Raw genomic sequence first — 18,189 nt, 5'->3', positions numbered from 1 at the left:
ATCGCGAGCAGGCTCACTCCTGCATTTGGAATGCGTCCCCCCTGTAGGAGTGAGCCTGCTCGCGATAGCGGCCTGAAGGCTGAATCAATGTAACTGACTAAACCCAGCCCCAGTCGTTCAAGGCGAATGCGTAATGTCGGCAATATCATCCGCCGCCAGCGCCCCGGTATCCGCCGTTTCCAGCACCACATACGCACTGCCGCAAAACAGCGAATTCAAGCGTTTCATGTCGGCAATCAACTCCAGGTGCAGCGAGCTGGTTTCAATACTCTGCACGATCTTGCGTTGCAAACGGCTGACATGCGCGTGGGCCAGACGACGTTCCTGCGCGCGAAAGCGGCGTTTCTCGCGGAGCAATTGCCGGGCACTTTCGCGGTCGCCGCTGAGAAACACCGACAGGCCCAAACGCAAATTGGCGATCAGTTGCTGCTGCAGCCCGGCCAGGTCCTCCAGACCTTCTTCGGAAAACGAGCGCCGCTGCGAGGTTTTCTGCTGCTGGATCTTGCGCAGCATGCGTTCGATCAAATCGGCGGCCAGTTTCAGATTGATCGCCAGCTCGATGATTTCGGCCCAGCGCCGACTGTCCTGCTCGCCGAGGTCTTCGCGGGGCATCTGCGCCAGGTACAGTTTGATTGCGCTGTACAGCGCTTCGACGTCGTCGGTCAATCGGCGCATTTCCTGGGTGACGGCGGTCTGCTTGCCGCGCAGCACATCGAGGGTCGCGTCGAGCATGTTGTCGAGCAGATCGCCCATGCGCAGGGTTTCCCGCGCGGCGTTGGCCAACGCCAGGCTCGGTGTGACCAGCGCGGTCGCGTCGAGATGGCGGGGTTTGGCGGTGCCGTTGACCTCCGGCCGCTCCGGCAGCAGCCAAGCACACAGGCGTGCCATCGGCCCGACGCTTGGTAGAAGAATCAGGCAGCGCGCGGTGTTGTAGAGCAGGTGAAAGCCGATGACCATTTCCTGCGGGCTGAAATCGAGGCTGTCGATCCAGTGCACCAACGGATCGAGTACCGGAATGATCAGCAGCAAGCCGATCAGTTTGTACAGCAGACTGCCCAGCGCCACTTGCCGCCCGGCCGCGTTCTGCATGCTGGTGCTCATGAACGCAAGAATGCCGCTGCCAATATTGGCGCCGATCACCAGGCCGATCGCCACCGGCAGACTGATCACACTGGCGCCGGCCAGTGTCGCGGTGAGCAACACGGCGGCGAGGCTCGAGTAGGAAATCATCGCGAACAACGCGCCGACCAAGGCGTCGAGAAGGATATCGCCGGTCAGCGAGGCGAAGATCACCTTGACCCCTTGCGCGTGGGTGATCGGTGCGGCGGCCTCGACGATCAATTGCAGCGCGAGAATGATCAGCCCCAGACCGATGCTGACCCGGCCCATCTGCCCGAGCCGCGTCTGTTTGCGCGACAGAAAGAAAATCACCCCGAGGAAAATCAGCAGCGGCGACAGCCACGACAAGTCAAACGTCAGCACCCGCGCCATCAGCGCGGTACCGACGTCGGCGCCGAGCATGGTCGCCAGCGCCGGGGTCAGCGCCATCAGGCCCTGGCCGACGAAAGAGGTCACGAGCATGGCCGTGGCATTGCTGCTCTGCACCATCGCGGTAACGACGATGCCGGCGACAAAGGCCAGCCAGCGCTTGGACATGTTCTGGCCAATCACATGGCGCAGATTGGTGCCGTACACCCGCAGGATGCCGGTTCGAACGATGTGCGTGCCCCAGATCAGCAGGGCGACGGCGGAAAGCAGATTGAGCAGGGTGAGCATACAAACCCCCTGTAGTAGCAGCGCCTCAGAGAGGCAAGTTGACGGTACCGCGCGGTTTCTACGTTTTTGATACTTAAGCTGTAGTTGGCTAACGGTCTGGGCGCCAGCATTGCACAGCTAAAGTGTCGATTGAAACAAAAGTGTCATGAAAACGGGTTCATTCACCCACCTGAATCCGACACGTTCCCCCTGTGTTACTCAAAACAAATGTGGGAGCGAGCTTGCTCGCGAAAGCGGTGGGCCAGCCAACATTTCTGTCGACTGACACGAAGCCTTCGCGAGCAAGCTCGCTCCCACAGGGGTATTGCGTGCGTCTGGATTACCGGGTTACTGGCCCGGGATGTCCTTGCGCAGTTTCACCGGGTCTTGCTGCTGTTTTTTCTTGGCCATTGCGCCGCGCAGCTTGATGTTGATCGCTTCCACGGCCAGCGAGAACGCCATGGCGAAGTAGACGTAGCCCTTCGGCACATGCACGTCGAACGACTCGGCAATCAGCACGGTGCCGACCACCAGCAGGAACGACAGCGCCAGCATCTTCAGCGACGGGTGTTTGTCGATGAACTCGCTGATCTTGCCCGAGGCCAGCATCATCACCAGCACCGCCACGACGATCGCCGCGACCATCACCGGCACGTGGGACACCATGCCCACCGCCGTGATCACCGAATCCAGCGAGAAGACGATGTCGATGATTGCAATCTGGATGATGGTGTAGAGGAAGTTGCCACCCTTGCCGCCCGGGGTTTCGTCGCTTTCGTCTTCGCCTTCCAGCGCGTGGTACATCTCTTGCGAGCTCTTCCACAGCAGGAACAGACCACCGAAGAACAGGATCAGGTCGCGGCCGGAAATGCCTTGGCCGAACACCTCGAACAGATCGGCGGTGAGGCGCATGACCCAGGTGATCGACAGCAGCAACAGGATGCGGGTGATCATGGCCAGGCCAAGACCGAAGATCCGGGTGCGCTGTTGCATGTGTTTGGGCATGCGGCTGACCAGGATCGAAATCATGATGATGTTATCGATGCCCAGAACGATTTCCAGGGCGGTCAGGGTAAAGAAGGCAACCCAGATTTCGGGGTTGGTCAGCCAATCCATGTGTATTCCTTTGAGCGAGTGTTAAACCGAAAAAGGCCCGGGCTTCAAACCGCGAAGCCAGGACCCGAAACGGTGAGTCGTGGGCTTATAGAGTGCTGAACACCGGGAAAGTCCCCAACAGCAGTGCAGCAATCAGAATGCAGATACATACCAGGATCGCCCATTTCAGGGTGAAACGCTGGTGGTCACCAAAATCAATACCGGCCAGGGCCACCAACAGATAGGTCGATGGCACCAACGGGCTCAGCAAGTGGACGGGCTGACCGACGATCGAGGCACGGGCCATTTCCACTGCGGTGATCCCGTAGTGGCTGGCGGCTTCGGCCAACACCGGCAACACGCCATAGTAGAACGCATCGTTGGACATGAAGAAGGTGAACGGCATGCTCACCAGCGCCGTGATCACGGCCAGGTAAGGGCCGAGGAAATCCGGAATCACCGCCAACAGGCTCTTCGACATCGCATCGACCATGCCGGTGCCGCTCAGGATACCGGTGAAGATACCCGCCGCAAAGATCAGCCCGACCACTGCCAGCACGCTACCGGCGTGAGCCGCAACGCGATCCTTCTGCATCTGCAGGCAAGGGTAGTTGACGATCATGGCAATACTGAACGCGACCATGAATAGAACCGGCAGCGGCAGCAGGCCAGCGATCAGGGTGCACATCAGGCCGAAGGTCAGGGCGCCGTTGAACCAGATCAGTTTTGGACGGCGGGCATCCGGGAACTGCGACACGCTGATTTCGCTGTGATCGATATCATCGCCAACCAGATGCAGCTCACCCAGACGCGCACGTTCACGTTTGCCGTAGAAATAAGCGATAACCAGAATCGCGACCACACCCGCGGCCATCGCCGGGATCATCGGTACGAAGATGTCCGACGGGTCAACGTGCAGCGCACTCGCGGCGCGGGCAGTCGGGCCACCCCATGGAGTCATGTTCATCACGCCGCCGGCGAGAATGATCAGACCGGCCATGATCCGCGGGCTCATGCCGATGCGGCTGTACAGCGGCAGCATGGCGGCCACGCAGATCATGTAAGTGGTCGCGCCGTCACCATCGAGGGAAACGACGAGCGCCAGTACGGCGGTGCCGACCGAAACCTTCAGCGGGTCGCCCTTGACCAGTTTGAGGATCTTGCGCACGGCCGGGTCGAACAGGCCGGAGTCGATCATCAGGGCGAAATAGAGAATGGCGAACATCAGCATCACGCCAGTCGGCGCGAGCTTGGTGATGCCTTCGAGCATCATCGGGCCGATCTTCGGTGCAAAGCCGCCGAACAGGGCGAAGACGATCGGGATGATGATCAGAGCGATCAGCGCGGACAGGCGCTTGGTCATGATCAGGAACATGAACGTGATGACCATGGCGAAGCCAAGGAAAGTCAGCATGGGAATACTCCAGGCGTAGCGCGGCTAGTTAAATGAGCAGATCGGGCCGATCAGCGCAGAACGGGAAGCACGAGACGTACGGGCGGAGTGACAGCGTAAAGGCGGGCTACAGAGGACATCAGAATCACCATTGTTGTTGTTAATTGGGCCTTTAGTGCGAGGTATCACACGCATTGGCCAACCGGTCTGTTGCCGGAAGTGAGGCGATCCTAATCGGGCAAGCTTTCAGCTACCTTTCGCTGCAGAAAGCTTTGAATGAACGGTCAACCGGCCGTCGGATGCGATCTAGAGTCAATAAACACGGGAAGGGGAGCTTTCGAGATGAGCCAATCGCACAGCGGAGGCTGCCACTGCGGACACATTCGTTATCAGTTCAGCGGGGCGTTGCAGGACATAGCCCATTGCCATTGTTCGATTTGCCGCAAGGTCAGCGGCGGCATCGTCACGACGTGGATCACGGTGCCAGCCTCCAGTTTCCAATGGCTGGTCGGTACGCCGTCGCGTTACGACTCGTCTGCCAGTTGTACGCGGTTCTTTTGCCCACAGTGCGGCGCGCAACTGGCGTTGGTGACGTTGCTCAGCCCACAGAGTATCGACGTGACCATCGCCACCCTCGATCAACCCGAGCTGGCGCCCGCCGAACGACACATCTGGACCGACAGCCAATTGCCCTGGCTGCACCTGGACGAGCATCTGCCGGGCGAAGCCGAAGAAACGATCTGATCAGAAAACAGACAGATCCAGCGACCGCATCGCGCCCATCCAGATTGCGTGTTCGGTGTGGTCGAGCAGGTCATCGCCGGTGTCCGGGTGCAGAAACACCACCAGACCTTTGCGGTTCAACACCAGCCACGGCAGCACATCGCTGATCAACTCGGGGCCGAAGGCCAACTGGCAGCTCCAGTCCGGATGCGGACCGACCGGACGTTCGTGAACGCGGCCCATTTTCACTGGAAATAACTGCGCGGCCTGCTCGCACAAGGCCCGTGCCTGTTCAATGGTGCTGGCGTCGAAATAGACGTGGGCGTGGTAGCCCTTGATCGCTTGCATCTGAAGCCCTCGGAAATCGGTTCGAACCCTCGGCGTTGCCCGTATGTCACACGTCATACAAGGGATAAGAAAAGGGATCAGCCATGAAAAATGCCGAAACCCCGGCGGTAAAAGTGGTGCTCTATGGTGCCATGAGTAGCCTGGGCAGCGCGTTGATGGCTGAGTTGCTGCGTCGTCAGCATGAAGTCATCGCCATTCTCGACGATCTGACCGCACTTGCGCCGCGTCCCGGACTACGCACCAAGAGCGGCGATCTGTTCGACTCCGAGAGGGTCAATCAAAGTGTGGCCGGCAGTTCGGTGGTCATCTGCTTATTGGATGCGCCAGGTTTGCCATTCAGCAGCGATCACGTTGAGCGCTCTGTCGTACTCGGCCCCGTCGAGCAGGTGCTGGCCGTCGATGCATTGGTCGATGGACTGCAAGCCGCCAACGTTTCGCGGCTGTTTCTGGTGGGGGATTTTGCCGTACTCGATGAGCCGGACGTCGATGATCGCCTGCAACGCCATGTTGCCGAAGAAATTCGCGAAGCCGTGCAAAGCAGCCCGCTGCACTGGACACTGGTCAATGCGCCACACGGCGTGGCCGGGCTGACCATTGAGCATTTCAGCCAGGTCGGCGGCAATCTCGAACCGGGTCTGGCCGAGCCATTGGAGCGGCTGAACCGCGTGGCGGTGGGGATTGCCGATGAGCTACGGCTGAATTTGCATATAGGGCAGCATGTGAATTTCGTTGCGGCTTCAGATTCGTAAAAGATCTTCAAACCGCGATCGACGGCAACGTCAAACCGTTGAGGGATTGCGCGCTGCTCGCCTGTTCCGCCATTAACCAATCGACAAACTGTTGAATCAACGCGCCCCGACGTTTGCGCTGGGGCAGCACCACGTAATAACCGAGGCGCGACAAGGTCGTTTCGGCGATGGGGCGGCACAGCAAACCCTGACTCAGCAAGTTATCCACAAGGTGCCGCCAGCCAATCGCTACGCCTTGACCGCCAATCGCCGCTTGAATCAACAACGTGTAATTGTCGAAGCGCAATTGCCCCGGCGCCGGCGGCGTATTGATACCGAGTTCACGGAACAGACCACTCCAGTCAAACCAGTTGCTGCTGTTTTCCCCACGCAGGTGCAGCAACGGGAACTCCAGCAGTGCGTGAGCAGGCAAGGGCAGGGCGCGATCCTTGAGCAATTGCGGGCTGCACACCGGGAATACTTCTTCGCTGAACAACCAATGGCTTTCGCCCTGCTTGAAACGACCATCACCGAACAGGATCGCCACGTCGATATCGGTGCGCAGCATGTTGTGGTTGCGTTCGCTGGTCACCAGGCTGACGTCGACCTGCGGGTTAGCTTCATGAAAGCGGTGCAGGCGCGGCATCAGCCAATAAGCAGCGAAGGCAAAGTCGGTGGCAACTTGCAGGACTTCATGTTGTTGCTGTGCGCTGATCGTGCTCAATCCTGCATCGATATTCTGTAAACCGAGAGTAACTTGCTCAAACAGTATCGCGCCGACTTCGGTCAGCTCGATCCCACGGTAAATGCGATCAAATAGTCGCGTACCGAGTTGTTCTTCCAGCCGTTTGATCTGCTGACTGATCGCTGGTTGCGTGGTGCCAAGCTCTACCGCCGCTGCGGTAAAGCTGCGCTGGCGAGCGGCCGCCTCAAAGGCGCGCAACAGGTCGAGGGACAGATCACCCAAGGCTTCATACATAAGCTGTGCTTATCCTAGTCATTGTCTGGCGCGGGCTTTACCGGATAAAGCATGGACTCCATGCTCGATCGCAGCAATGTCGCATAAATATTTACTATGGAATGCCGCGATCACATGAAGCGCAAGAATATTCTTTTCATCATGGCCGATCAGATGGCCGCGCCAATGTTGCCGTTCTACGGCCCATCGCCGATCAAACTGCCGAATCTTTCCCGCCTCGCCGCCCAAGGCGTGGTGTTCGATGCCGCTTACTGCAACAGCCCGTTGTGCGCGCCATCGCGGTTCACCCTGGTCAGCGGCCAGTTGCCGAGCAAGATCGGCGCCTACGACAACGCCGCCGATTTCCCTGCCGATGTGCCGACTTATGCCCATTACTTGCGCCGCCTCGGCTACCGCACCGCGCTATCCGGCAAGATGCACTTCTGCGGTCCGGACCAGTTGCACGGTTATGAAGAACGCCTGACCAGTGATATCTACCCGGCCGATTACGGTTGGGCCGTGAACTGGGATGAGCCGGATGTACGGCCGAGCTGGTACCACAACATGTCTTCGGTGCTGCAGGCCGGGCCATGTGTGCGCACCAATCAACTGGATTTCGATGAAGAGGTGGTGTTCAAGGCACAGCAATATCTGTTCGATCACATCCGCGAGGACGGCGATCAGCCGTTCTGCCTGACAGTATCGATGACTCACCCACACGACCCGTACACCATTCCCAAGGCGTTCTGGGATTTGTACGACGATGCCGATATCCCGTTGCCTACAACCCCGGATCAACACGAACTCGATCCGCACTCACAGCGGCTGCTCAAGGTTTATGACCTGTGGGACAAGCCACTGCCTGTGGATAAGATTCGCGATGCACGCCGGGCATATTTCGGTGCATGCAGCTATATCGACGCCAACGTCGGCAAACTTCTGGAAACCCTCGAAGAAACCGGGCTGATCGAAGACACAATTATTGTCTTCTCCGGTGACCACGGCGACATGCTCGGCGAAAAGGGCCTTTGGTACAAAATGCACTGGTACGAAATGGCGGCCCGCGTCCCCCTGTTGATAAGTGCTCCAGGCCAGTTCGATGCCGGGCGTGTCAGCGCTGCCGTATCGACCGCAGACCTGTTGCCAACCTTCGTCGAATTGGCCGGCGGCACGCTGGAACCGGGCCTGCCACTGGATGGCCGCTCGCTGGTATCACACCTTCAAGGGCAGGGCGGTCATGACGAAGTGTTCGGCGAATACATGGCCGAAGGCACCATCAGCCCGCTGATGATGATCCGTCGCGGCGCCTACAAATTTATCTACAGTGAAAGCGACCCTTGCCTACTCTTCGACGTAGATAACGATCCGCATGAACTGGAAGAACTCAGCCAATCGCCGCAACATCGCCCGCTGTTCGACGATTTTCTCGCCGAAGCACGGGCCAAATGGGACATTCAGTCGATTCACCGGGAGGTCCTCGCGAGCCAGCGCCGCCGCCGATTTGTCGCCGATGCGTTGACCCTCGGCAAGCTGAAGAGCTGGGATCACCAGCCACTGGTGGACGCCAGTCAGCAATACATGCGCAACCACATCGACCTCGACGATCTGGAACGCAAAGCACGTTATCCACAACCCTGCCAAAACCAATAATGTTAAGGGGAAGTCCATGCGTAAGTTATCCACAGTAGTGACGGTCGGCCTGCTCGCGCTGAGCAGCGCCTCGGCCTTCGCCGAGCAAAGCTGCGACACCGTGAAAATGGCCGATCCGGGCTGGAGCGACATCGCCGCGACCAACGCCATCACCGGGTTTCTGCTGGACGGCATGGGCTACAAGGCCAAGGTCGACACCCTCGCGGTGCCGATCACCTTCGGTGGTTTGAAGGACGGCCAGGTGGACGTGTTTCTCGGCAACTGGATGCCGGCGCAGCAGGGCTTCTACGACAAGTTCGTCGCCACCGGTGACGTCACGCAACTGGCGAAGAACCTCGACGGCACCGAATTCACCCTCGCCGTGCCGGACTACGTGTGGGACGCGGGTGTGCATAACTTTGCCGACCTGAACAAATACGCGGACAAGTTCGATCGTAAGATCTACGGCATCGGTTCGGGTGCGCCGGCGAATATCTCGCTGCAGGAAATCATCAAGAAGAACGACTTCGACATGGGCCAGTGGAAGCTGATCGAATCCAGCGAACAGGCGATGCTGGCTGAAGTGTCGCGGGCGGTGAAGAAACAGAAATTCGTCACCTTCCTCGGCTGGACGCCGCACCCGATGAACGTGCAGTTGAAGATGCATTACCTCAAGGGTGGCGAGAAGTACTTTGGCGACACCGGCAGCGTGTTTACGTTAACGCGCAAGGGCTACGCCGAGGCGTGTCCGAATGTGGGTAAATTGCTGACCAATCTGTCGTTCACGCAGGAGATGGAGAACAGCATCATGGCTGAGGTGGTGAACAAAAAGGTCAGCAATGCCGAGGCGGCGAAGGCTTGGATCAAGGCAAATCCGGCGGTGTTGGATAAGTGGCTGGATGGCGTCAAGACGTCTGACGGGAAGGATGCGTTGGCGGCGGTGAAAGCGAAGCTTTGATCGTGGGGTGGCTGGAATTGTGCTCGGCTCGAGATTTTTGCCCCCTCACCCCAGCCCTCTCCCCAGAGGGGCGAGGGGGAAAGGGAGCCGATATCTGTTGGATTCAAAACTTGCGTTCAACTCTGAAATCGCAGGTCGGTGAATCTTGAATAAACACCACGGTCAGTCCCCTCTCCCTTGGGAGAGGGTTAGGGTGAGGGGCCTTTCCCCTGGCACCCTGATAACCTTGAACAAAACCCAACCGCGAGGACCCATGGCCTTCCCCAGCCGCCACTCTCTCTTCCCCTTCCTCACCTGGTTGCCGCGACAAACCCGCGCCAGCGTCGGACGGGATCTGATCGTCGGCCTCAGCGGGGCGATTCTCGCGCTCCCCCAGTCGATTGCTTACGCGTTGATCGCCGGTCTGCCTCCCGAGTACGGCCTCTACGCCGCAATCATTCCGGTGCTGATCGCCTGCCTGTGGGGTTCGTCGTGGCATTTGATCTGCGGTCCGACGGCAGCGATTTCGATTGTGCTGTTTGCCAGTGTCAGCCCTTTAGCGGTTCCAGCCTCGCAGGACTACATCACCCTGATCCTGCTGCTGACCTTGCTTGCGGGGATATTCCAGTGGCTGCTCGGTTTGCTGCGCTTTGGCGCGCTGGTGAATTTCGTCTCGCATTCGGTGGTGCTGGGGTTCACCCTTGGCGCGGCGGTGGTGATTGCTATCGGGCAATTGCCAAACCTGCTGGGCCTGGAGTTGCCGGCAAAAGCCACGGCGCTGGCCAGTTTGATGGATTTGCTGCAACACCTGCGGGCTGTGGATAAACCTTCGCTGGTGTTGGGTTTGGCCACGGTGGTCGTCGGTCTGCTGCTCAAACACCTGTTGCCGCGCTGGCCGACGCTGTTGATCACACTGGTGCTGGCCAGTTTGCTGGTGTGGTTGTGGCCGGGCGTGTTCGGCCATGTGCATCTGGTCAGCGCGTTTGTCGGGCGTTTGCCGCCGTTCAGTGGATTGCCGCTGGATCTGGATTTGATCCTGCGGTTGCTGCCCAGTGCCGTGGCGGTGGGCATGCTCGGCCTGGTTACCAGTCTGTCTATTGCACGCTCGATTTCGGCGCGGTCGCAGCAATTGCTTGATGCCAATCAGGAAGTCCGTGCACAGGGCTTGTCGAATATTCTCGGGGCGTTCTTTTCCGGGTCGCTGTCGGCCGGGTCGTTCACCCGCTCGGGCCTCAGTTACGAGGCAGGCGCTTGCTCGCCGCTGGCCGGAGTGTTTTCGGCAATCTGGGTGGCGTTGTTCGCAATTTTTGGTGCGGGGCTGATCGCGCACATTCCGATCCCGGCGATGGCCGGGAGCATTCTGTTGATTGCCTGGGGGCTGGTCGACCACCGAGGCATTCGCGCATTGCTGCGTGTCAGCCGCGCCGAGTTTGTGGTCATGGCGCTGACCTGCCTCGCGACTTTGCTACTGGAATTGCAGACGGCGATTTATGCCGGTGTGCTGGCCTCGCTGTTCTTCTACCTCAAGCGCACTTCGCAACCGCGCGTGCAGCACTGGCGCGACGGCGAAGACGATGTGTTGCGTGTCGGCGGATCGATCTTTTTCGGCGCCAGCCATTACCTGCAAGTACGCCTGCAACGTATGCATGGCACGCGGGTGGTGATCGAGGCGCAGCAGATCAACTTCATCGACTATTCGGGGGTGGAAATGCTGCATCAGGAGGCGCGGCGCTTGCTTGGCCAGAATCGCAGCCTGACCTTGCGCCGGGCGCGGCCGCAGGTGGTGGAGGAGTTGCGGAAGCTGGAAGGGCCGGAGAAATGTCCGATCCGGTTTGAAGACTGACCCAGAATCGGTGGTGAGGCCATTCGCGAGCAAGCTCGCTCCCACATTTGATCGCATTCCACTGTGGGAGCGAGCTTGCTCGCGAAGCTTTTAGAGGGTTAATTGTCGACGCAACTCGGCGAGTACCGGTGCGGTATCAGGGCGCACACCACGCCACAGGAAAAACGCCTCAGCCGCCTGCTCCGCCAACATCCCCAAGCCATCCATCGCCACCGCCGCGCCATGTTCACTGGCCCAGCGGCAGAACGCCGTCGGCTCTTTGCCGTACATCATGTCGTAGCACAGGGTCTTGCCCGGCTCGATCAGGCTCGGTGCAATCGGCGGCACATCACCAGTAAGACTGGCCGACGTGGCGTTGATGATCACGTCCACCGGCTCGCGCAACCAGTCGAAACCACTGGCCGAGACCGGCCCGAGGTCGCAGAACAATTCCGCCAGCAACTCAGCCTTGTCCACCGTACGATTGGCGATGATCACCGAGGCCGGTTGTTCCGCCAGCAACGGTTCCAGCGCACCGCGCACCGCACCACCGGCACCGAGCAGCAGAATGCGTTTGCCGGTCAGGCTGAACCCGGCGTTCACCGTCAGATCGCGCACCAGTCCGGCGCCGTCAGTGTTATCACCGAGGAGTGAGCCGTCGGCCAGTTTGCTCAAGGTGTTCACCGCACCGGCCCGTTGTGCGCGAGCGGTCAGGCTATTGGCCAGACGATAGGCGTCTTCCTTGAACGGCACGGTGACGTTGGCGCCGCGACCTTCCTGGAAAAACGCCGTGGCGCAGTTGGCGAAATCTTCAAGCGGCGCCAGCAAGGTGCTGTAGTCGAGGTGCTGGCCGGTCTGCTCGGCGAACAGCTTGTGAATCATCGGCGATTTGCTGTGGCCGATCGGGTTGCCGAAAACGACGTAACGATCCATCAGATGTCCTCAGGCCTCGGCCAGCCAGTCGCGGTCTTGCAGGAAGTACTCGGTCAGGCGTGCTTCTTCGCTGCCAGGCTCGGCTTTCCAGTCATAGCCCCAGCGCACTTGCGGCGGCAACGACATCAGGATCGACTCGGTACGCCCGCCCGATTGCAGACCGAACAAGGTGCCACGGTCATACACCAGGTTGAACTCGACGTAACGGCCACGGCGGAATTCCTGGAATTCACGCTGCTGAGCGGTAAACGCATCGTTTTTGCGGCGCTGCACGATCGGCAGATAAGCATCGATGTAGGCGTCGCCGATGGCCCGCATAAAAGCGAAGCTGGTATCGAAGTCCCACTCGTTCAGGTCATCGAAGAACAAACCGCCAATGCCGCGCGGTTCGTGGCGATGCTTGATGTGGAAGTAGGTGTCACACCAGGCCTTGTAGCGCGGGTAGACGTCCGGGCCAAACGGCGCGCAAGCCTGCTCGGCAACGCGGTGCCAGTGAACGCAATCTTCTTCATTGCCGTAATACGGGGTCAGGTCAAAGCCGCCGCCGAACCACCAGACCGGCTCTTCACCCTCCTTCTCGGCGATGAAAAAGCGCACGTTGGCGTGGGACGTCGGCACATGCGGGTTGTGCGGGTGGATCACCAGCGACACGCCAAGGGCTTCGAAACCGCGGCCAGCCAATTCCGGGCGATGGGCGCTGGCCGACGGTGGCAGACCACTGCCGAAGACGTGGGAAAAGTTGACACCGCCCTTTTCGATTACCGTGCCGTTCTCGATCACGCGAGTACGACCGCCACCGCCGGCGGGCCGGGTCCAGGCGTCTTCGACGAAGCGCGTACCGCCGTCTTCGGTTTCGAGAGCCGCGCAGATGCGGTCTTGCAGGTCGAGCAGATAGGCCTTTACGGCGTCGGTGCGGGTCGTCATGGCTTCACCTTGAATCGGGCGGCGCCCCGGCAGACGGGCGACGCAAATGGGCGCGTAGCATACCACCGCACAACAACCCGCCGCAGTTGACGAAGATCAAGCATGGGAGTTGGATAGGGGGCTCACAAAAGACCCAAGGAGAGCAGGCAGATGGCAAAGCGTATCCAGTTCCGCGCCCACGGCGGCCCCGAAGTGCTCGAATATGTTGATTACCAACCCGCCGCGCCCGGCCCCAATCAAGTCCGCGTGGCGAACAAGGCGATCGGCCTGAACTTCATCGACACCTATTACCGCAGCGGTCTGTACGCACCGCCCGCCTTGCCGTCCGGCCTGGGTGCTGAAGGTGCGGGGATCGTCGATGCCGTGGGCAGCGACGTCACCCGGTTCAAGGTCGGTGATCGCGTGGCCTATGGCAGCGGCCCGTTGGGGGCCTACAGCGAATTGCATGTGCTGCCCCAGGACAATCTGGTGCATCTGCCCGACGAAATCAGTTTCGAAACGGCTGCCGGTGTAATGCTCAAAGGCCTGACCGTGCAATACCTGCTGCGCCAGACCTATGAACTCAAGGTTGGCGAAACCATTCTGTTCCACGCGGCGGCCGGCGGTGTCGGTTCACTGGCCTGCCAATGGGCCAAAGCGTTAGGCGTGAAGCTGATTGGCACCGTCAGCTCCAAAGAGAAAGCCGAACTGGCCAAGGCCAATGGCGCCTGGGCGACTATCGATTACAGCCACGAAAACGTTGCCCAGCGCGTGCTGGAATTGACCGATGGCAAGAAAGTCCCGGTGGTCTATGACGGTGTTGGCAAGGACACCTGGCTGACGTCCCTCGACAGCGTGTCGCCGCGTGGCCTGGTGGTGAGCTTCGGCAATGCCTCCGGTGCGGTGGACGGCGTGAATCTGGGGATTCTCTCCGCCAAGGGTTCGCTGTACGTGACCCGGCCGACGCTGGCGACTTATGCCAACAACGCCGAAAACCTGCAGCGAATGGCCGATGAGCTGTTCGAGATGATCATCAGCGGCAAGTTGAAGGTGGACGTCAGCCAGCGTTATCCACTGGCTGATGCGGCGAAGGCGCAAACCGAGCTGTCGGCGCGGCGCACTACCGGTTCCACCATCCTGCTGCCTTGATACCTCCCGGCGTCCTGCCAGTCAGGGTTTCAGAACCATGACTGGCAGGACGCTTCGAGCGTGTTCAGTACTGCGGTGGATGAGCCGCCAACGGTCTTGGCGCCCAATGACCGACCGTCGCGGAATCAGGCTGTTGCAACGCGGCGAGGATTTGCCGCCACTCGGCTGACAACACCCAGTAATCCCCGCGTGCGCGCTGTTCGATATGCAAGGGATTGGAGGCGACCGGCATCAGACCGAAACGCTGGTACAGGCGCAGCTGCGATGCCCTGCACAACGCGGTGACACCTAGATAGCCCTGTTTTATGGCCCACTCGGCAGCGGCCGCCAGCAGACTGTCGACGGCAATGGGCTGTTGGCTGGGCGCGTACGAGATCAAGCGACTGAGTTCGACATGGCGTGACAACGCCACCGTGGGCGAAACATGTTGCTGCGCCAGTGATGCCCACTCGAACGGCGCCGGAGTGGCCCTCAATACCGCCAGCAGTTGCTCGTGCCGATACAGCAGAAAGTGGGTACTGCGCGACCGTGTCGCCAGTCGGGTTTCGAGCATCCGCGCCCTGGACGTCAGCATGTAATGCTGCAGCCGAAGCCGAAATTGCCGATCGATAAACCGATCGAACACCTGGGTATCCGACCCCGCTTCAAGCATCACGATACGGCAACCCTCCTGATGACTGTTTAACGTCACCTGGAGCGCCTGCAGGTAATCCGTGAGTTGCAAATCCGTAGTGTCCATTCTTTCTCCGCAGACCTTAACTTATCGAAGTGTTTCGAGTGCAGGGAAAGGATGGTTGCTTTTGGCGATACCGCCACGAAACGCGGTCTGATAATCAGGTGGGAAAATTCAGTTGATTCAGATAGTTGATGATTTTTCCGACGCAGCAATCAGCATCATTGCAGGATAATTCGCAGGCACGTGTAGTACTCCTCGCCATCAAGGCGAGGAGTACCCACGTTACAAATGTTCGAGGCTGAATCAGTCGGGACGAATGACTTTGCCGGTCGCCAGATCACGAATCACGCTGGGGTTCTTGCGCCCACCCAGTTGCCCGCCCAGTATCAGATCGATCTGCCCACGGAAATACTGCTCGACACGCAATCGCGTGCGCGCCGCCGGGCGTCCCTGCGGGTTGGCTGAGGTCGAAATCAACGGCCCGACCATCGAGCACAGATCGCGTACTTGCGGATGATCACTGACCCGCAGTGCGACGGTGTCGTGCATGCCGGTCACCCATTCCGGGAGCAAGCCCTGATGCGGCACCAGCCAGGTGTTCGGCCCCGGCCAGGTGCTGGCCATGCGGTCGATCCATTCTTGCGGGAAGTCTTCGAACAGAAAGTCGAACTGGCGAATGTTGTCGGCAACCAGAATCAGGCCTTTGACCACCGAACGATTCTTGATCGCCAGCAACCGATCCACGGCCTCTTCGTTCCATGGGTCGCAACCCAGCCCCCAGACGGCTTCGGTTGGATAGGCAATCACCGCCCCGGCGCGAATCTCTCGTGCGGCTTGTTGCACACGCCAACTGTTAACCATGAAAAAACTCTCCGCAAACAGGTTTCGCGCAGTTTACCGATCTTCCTTGTAAAACCTAGCGTGTCCTGGCCAACCAGCGACCGTTTTCGCACACTGCACGGCCATCCATTTCCAGTTCGGTGAGTGCCGCCAGCACTTTGGGCAACGTCCAGCCGCTGCTGTCAGCCAAGCCTTCGCTGGTGTGCGGGGCGGCATGGAGCAGGATGAGCAACGGGTGATCGGCTTTCGCCGTGTCAGTGGATAGCGGCAGATGCTGCCAACCACGCAAGGCTTCGAGGATGTGCTCAATGGTTTCCACCAGCACCGCGCCATCGCGGATCAATTGGTGACAGCCGCGCGCGCCGGGATGATGGATCGAACCGGGAATGGCATAAACCTCGCGCCCCTGTTCTGCTGCCAGCCGCGCGGTGATCAGTGAACCGCTGGCCACACTGGCCTCGACCACCAGTACACCAAGGGACAAACCGCTGATGATGCGGTTACGTCGCGGGAAGTTGCTCGCCGTTGGTCCGGCGTCCAGCGGAAACTCGGAAAGCACTGCGCTGCCGCACGCAATCATCGCGTCAGCCAGGCGGCGATTGCGCTGTGGATAAAAGTTTTCCAGTCCCGTGCCGAGGACACCGACCGTCAACCCGCCAACATCCAGCGCGGCCTGATGCGCAGCGGCATCGATGCCTAGCGCCAGGCCGCTGGTGATGACAAAACCGGCCCCGGCGAGACTGCGGGAAAATGCCGCTGCGGTGTCCATGCCCGGACGCGATGCCCGGCGACTGCCCACCATCGCTAGTTGCGGTTTTTCCAAAATCTGCGGATCACCGGCCACGAACAACATTGGCGGCGGGTCGGGAATCTGCGCCAGCAATGCGGGGTAATCGGGTTGGTCCCACATCAGCAAATGCTGATCCGGACGCTCTAGCCAGCGCATTGCATGGCTGGCGCCGTCGCGAACTTCGGGGCAGCGCCGCGCTTCGGCGCACGCCGCCGGCAAACCGAGAGAACGCCAGGCGCTGGCCGGCGCGCTGATGGCTTTGGAGGCCGAGCCGAAGGCTTCGAGCAACTTGGCAAAACGCTTCGGGCCAACATCCGGCAAGCGGTGCAGGCGCAGACGCGCTTCCAGTTCCGCCGGGGAAACCGGCGTACAGACAGGCAACATGATGGATCATCCTTGATCGTTATAAGCCCCGAACCATTCGGAACAAGCTGTGGATAACTCTGTTGGTAACTTGTGAAGCACGCTTACGGATTGCGCACCTTGTCGAGCACCGCGAGCGAGCGCGATGCGTTGAGGACGAGGCCGTAGCTGAGTTTGTCGTAGGTGCGGAACACCATCAGCAACCCGGCGCGTTCATCGGGAATTTTCAGCGGCTGGCCAGTGATGCGGTCGCGCACGGTTTCACCGGTTTTCATTACCACCAGCACGTTGCCTTCGGCCAGACCGTCGCGCTTGCCCTTGTTCAGGGTGACCACGTCCATCACGCCGATCTGGGTGACACCGCGCGGCACATCGATGATCACGCCGTTGATGCTGGTCGTTGGCGCGCTGGGCATGAAGGTCGAGTTGATCGAGCGCTCTTCGCCGCTGAACAAACGGTCGCCAAGGCGCACTTCCTGGGTGGTGCGTTGCAGGGCGAGGGTGGCGACGTCGCCTTCAGTGGCGACGATTTCGCCGCCGCCGATGTCGTCGGCGTTGATTCCCAGGAACTCCTTGGTCTGTGGATCGGTGTAGACCTTGCCCTGACGGAAGATGCCGTAGACCGGTTGATCCGGGTCGAAATGGCCGCGCGCGAAGATCCGGTCACCGGTACCGCTGAGCACGCGTTCGGCATCGCCGGCAACGATGTACGGCGCCTTGTCGAAGTCCTCGACCTTGTCGACGATGCGGTTGCTCAGCAAAAAGCTGTTGATGGATTTCAGCGGAATGCTCGGAATAGCCTCGGCCACCGGGCTGGTGCGAATGCGTGGCGAGAGCTTGATGGTGCCGCGCGACTCGCCGCGATTAAGGGTCAGACGTGGCTGGCCATCGACATAACTGAGCGTCAGCGTGTCGCCGGGATAGATCAGGTTGGGGTTTTCGATTTGCGGATTGGCCCGCCACAGTTGTGGCCACTGCCAGGGCTCGCGCAGGTATTTGCCGGAAATGTCCCAGAGCGTATCCCCCGAAACCACCGTGTATTGCTGTGGAAAACCATCCCTGAGTTGCACTTGCCCTTGCGCCACGCCGGCCGAAGCCAACAGCAGCAGGGCGAGTAGTGTTTTCCTCATGCAGTGAATCCCTTTAT

General features: G+C 59.9%; 17 protein-coding genes. 6 read left to right on the top strand and 11 right to left on the bottom strand.

Annotation, left to right across the window (positions count from 1 at the left end; genetic code table 11):
• Positions 1-117: 117 nt before the first annotated feature.
• The 3 genes from AB4O11_RS08680 to AB4O11_RS08670 all read right to left on the bottom strand — a co-directional run bounded on the left by AB4O11_RS08680 (position 118) and on the right by AB4O11_RS08670 (position 4,264).
• Positions 118-1,776, bottom strand: coding sequence for a Na/Pi cotransporter family protein (locus tag AB4O11_RS08680; RefSeq protein ID WP_095125091.1), 1,659 nt, complete (start codon positions 1,774-1,776; stop codon positions 118-120).
• Positions 1,777-2,103: 327 nt separating this feature from the next.
• Positions 2,104-2,871, bottom strand: coding sequence for a TerC family protein (locus tag AB4O11_RS08675; RefSeq protein ID WP_093429523.1), 768 nt, complete (start codon positions 2,869-2,871; stop codon positions 2,104-2,106).
• 85 nt (positions 2,872-2,956) lie between these two features.
• Positions 2,957-4,264, bottom strand: coding sequence for a CitMHS family transporter (locus AB4O11_RS08670; protein ID WP_007911819.1), 1,308 nt, complete (start codon positions 4,262-4,264; stop codon positions 2,957-2,959).
• A gap of 321 nt (positions 4,265-4,585) precedes the next feature.
• Between AB4O11_RS08670 and AB4O11_RS08665 the strand changes: the two genes are divergently transcribed.
• Positions 4,586-4,987 (top strand): GFA family protein, encoded by a 402-nt coding sequence (locus AB4O11_RS08665; protein ID WP_093429524.1) that lies wholly within the window; start codon positions 4,586-4,588, stop codon positions 4,985-4,987.
• Here AB4O11_RS08665 and AB4O11_RS08660 read toward each other — a convergent pair whose 3' ends face one another.
• The gene (locus tag AB4O11_RS08660; protein ID WP_257356672.1) at positions 4,988-5,314 is read right to left on the bottom strand and encodes a DOPA 4,5-dioxygenase family protein; all 327 of its coding nucleotides are present in this window, start codon (positions 5,312-5,314) and stop codon (positions 4,988-4,990) included. It lies immediately after the preceding gene.
• Between the two features lie 83 nt (positions 5,315-5,397).
• Between AB4O11_RS08660 and AB4O11_RS08655 the strand changes: the two genes are divergently transcribed.
• Entirely contained in the window at positions 5,398-6,063 is a 666-nt protein-coding gene (locus tag AB4O11_RS08655; RefSeq protein ID WP_460130464.1) for an NAD(P)-dependent oxidoreductase, read from the top strand.
• 7 nt (positions 6,064-6,070) lie between these two features.
• On the opposite strand, the gene AB4O11_RS08650 is transcribed toward AB4O11_RS08655, so the two are convergent.
• A complete protein-coding gene (locus tag AB4O11_RS08650) occupies positions 6,071-7,021 on the bottom strand; it encodes a choline sulfate utilization transcriptional regulator (RefSeq protein WP_460130463.1) in 951 nt (316 codons plus the stop codon).
• A 114-nt stretch (positions 7,022-7,135) separates the two neighbouring features.
• On the opposite strand from AB4O11_RS08650, the gene betC reads away from it, so the two are divergent.
• The 3 genes from betC (at position 7,136) to AB4O11_RS08635 (ending at position 11,409) form a co-directional block, all read left to right on the top strand.
• Positions 7,136-8,650, top strand: a complete 1,515-nt coding sequence (gene betC / locus AB4O11_RS08645; protein ID WP_093429528.1) for a choline-sulfatase — start codon at positions 7,136-7,138, stop codon at positions 8,648-8,650.
• A gap of 16 nt (positions 8,651-8,666) precedes the next feature.
• Positions 8,667-9,587 (top strand): choline ABC transporter substrate-binding protein, encoded by a 921-nt coding sequence (gene choX, locus AB4O11_RS08640; RefSeq protein WP_460130462.1) that lies wholly within the window; start codon positions 8,667-8,669, stop codon positions 9,585-9,587.
• Between the two features lie 253 nt (positions 9,588-9,840).
• A complete protein-coding gene (locus tag AB4O11_RS08635) occupies positions 9,841-11,409 on the top strand; it encodes a SulP family inorganic anion transporter (RefSeq protein ID WP_460130461.1) in 1,569 nt (522 codons plus the stop codon).
• Positions 11,410-11,499: 90 nt separating this feature from the next.
• Here the strand turns inward: AB4O11_RS08635 and aroE are convergent, their stop codons facing one another.
• Both aroE and hemF read right to left on the bottom strand, forming a co-directional pair.
• Complete coding sequence (gene aroE / locus AB4O11_RS08630; protein WP_460130460.1) at positions 11,500-12,321, bottom strand: shikimate dehydrogenase; 822 nt, start codon at positions 12,319-12,321, stop codon at positions 11,500-11,502.
• A 9-nt stretch (positions 12,322-12,330) separates the two neighbouring features.
• The gene (gene hemF, locus AB4O11_RS08625) at positions 12,331-13,245 is read right to left on the bottom strand and encodes an oxygen-dependent coproporphyrinogen oxidase (RefSeq protein WP_099757608.1); all 915 of its coding nucleotides are present in this window, start codon (positions 13,243-13,245) and stop codon (positions 12,331-12,333) included.
• A gap of 150 nt (positions 13,246-13,395) precedes the next feature.
• Here hemF and AB4O11_RS08620 point away from each other — a divergent pair, with 150 nt between their 5' ends.
• The gene (locus tag AB4O11_RS08620; RefSeq protein WP_093429533.1) at positions 13,396-14,373 is read left to right on the top strand and encodes an NADPH:quinone reductase; all 978 of its coding nucleotides are present in this window, start codon (positions 13,396-13,398) and stop codon (positions 14,371-14,373) included.
• Positions 14,374-14,437: 64 nt separating this feature from the next.
• Here AB4O11_RS08620 and AB4O11_RS08615 read toward each other — a convergent pair whose 3' ends face one another.
• From AB4O11_RS08615 to AB4O11_RS08600, 4 genes are all read right to left on the bottom strand, one after another.
• Positions 14,438-15,112 (bottom strand): hypothetical protein, encoded by a 675-nt coding sequence (locus AB4O11_RS08615; RefSeq protein WP_093429534.1) that lies wholly within the window; start codon positions 15,110-15,112, stop codon positions 14,438-14,440.
• A 240-nt stretch (positions 15,113-15,352) separates the two neighbouring features.
• Positions 15,353-15,910 (bottom strand): L-threonylcarbamoyladenylate synthase type 1 TsaC, encoded by a 558-nt coding sequence (locus tag AB4O11_RS08610; RefSeq protein ID WP_093429535.1) that lies wholly within the window; start codon positions 15,908-15,910, stop codon positions 15,353-15,355.
• A 55-nt stretch (positions 15,911-15,965) separates the two neighbouring features.
• Positions 15,966-17,066 carry a DNA-processing protein DprA gene (dprA, locus tag AB4O11_RS08605; RefSeq protein WP_093429536.1) on the bottom strand — a complete coding sequence of 367 codons (1,101 nt, stop codon included), beginning with the start codon at positions 17,064-17,066 and terminating at the stop codon, positions 15,966-15,968.
• A gap of 80 nt (positions 17,067-17,146) precedes the next feature.
• On the bottom strand, positions 17,147-18,172 hold the full coding sequence (locus AB4O11_RS08600) for a LysM peptidoglycan-binding domain-containing protein (protein ID WP_077575172.1): 1,026 nt from the start codon (positions 18,170-18,172) through the stop codon (positions 17,147-17,149).
• Positions 18,173-18,189: the final 17 nt, after the last annotated feature.

This window comes from Pseudomonas sp. H1_D05, from assembly GCF_054682705.1.
This window is presented reverse-complemented; position numbering and strand designations above follow the sequence as displayed.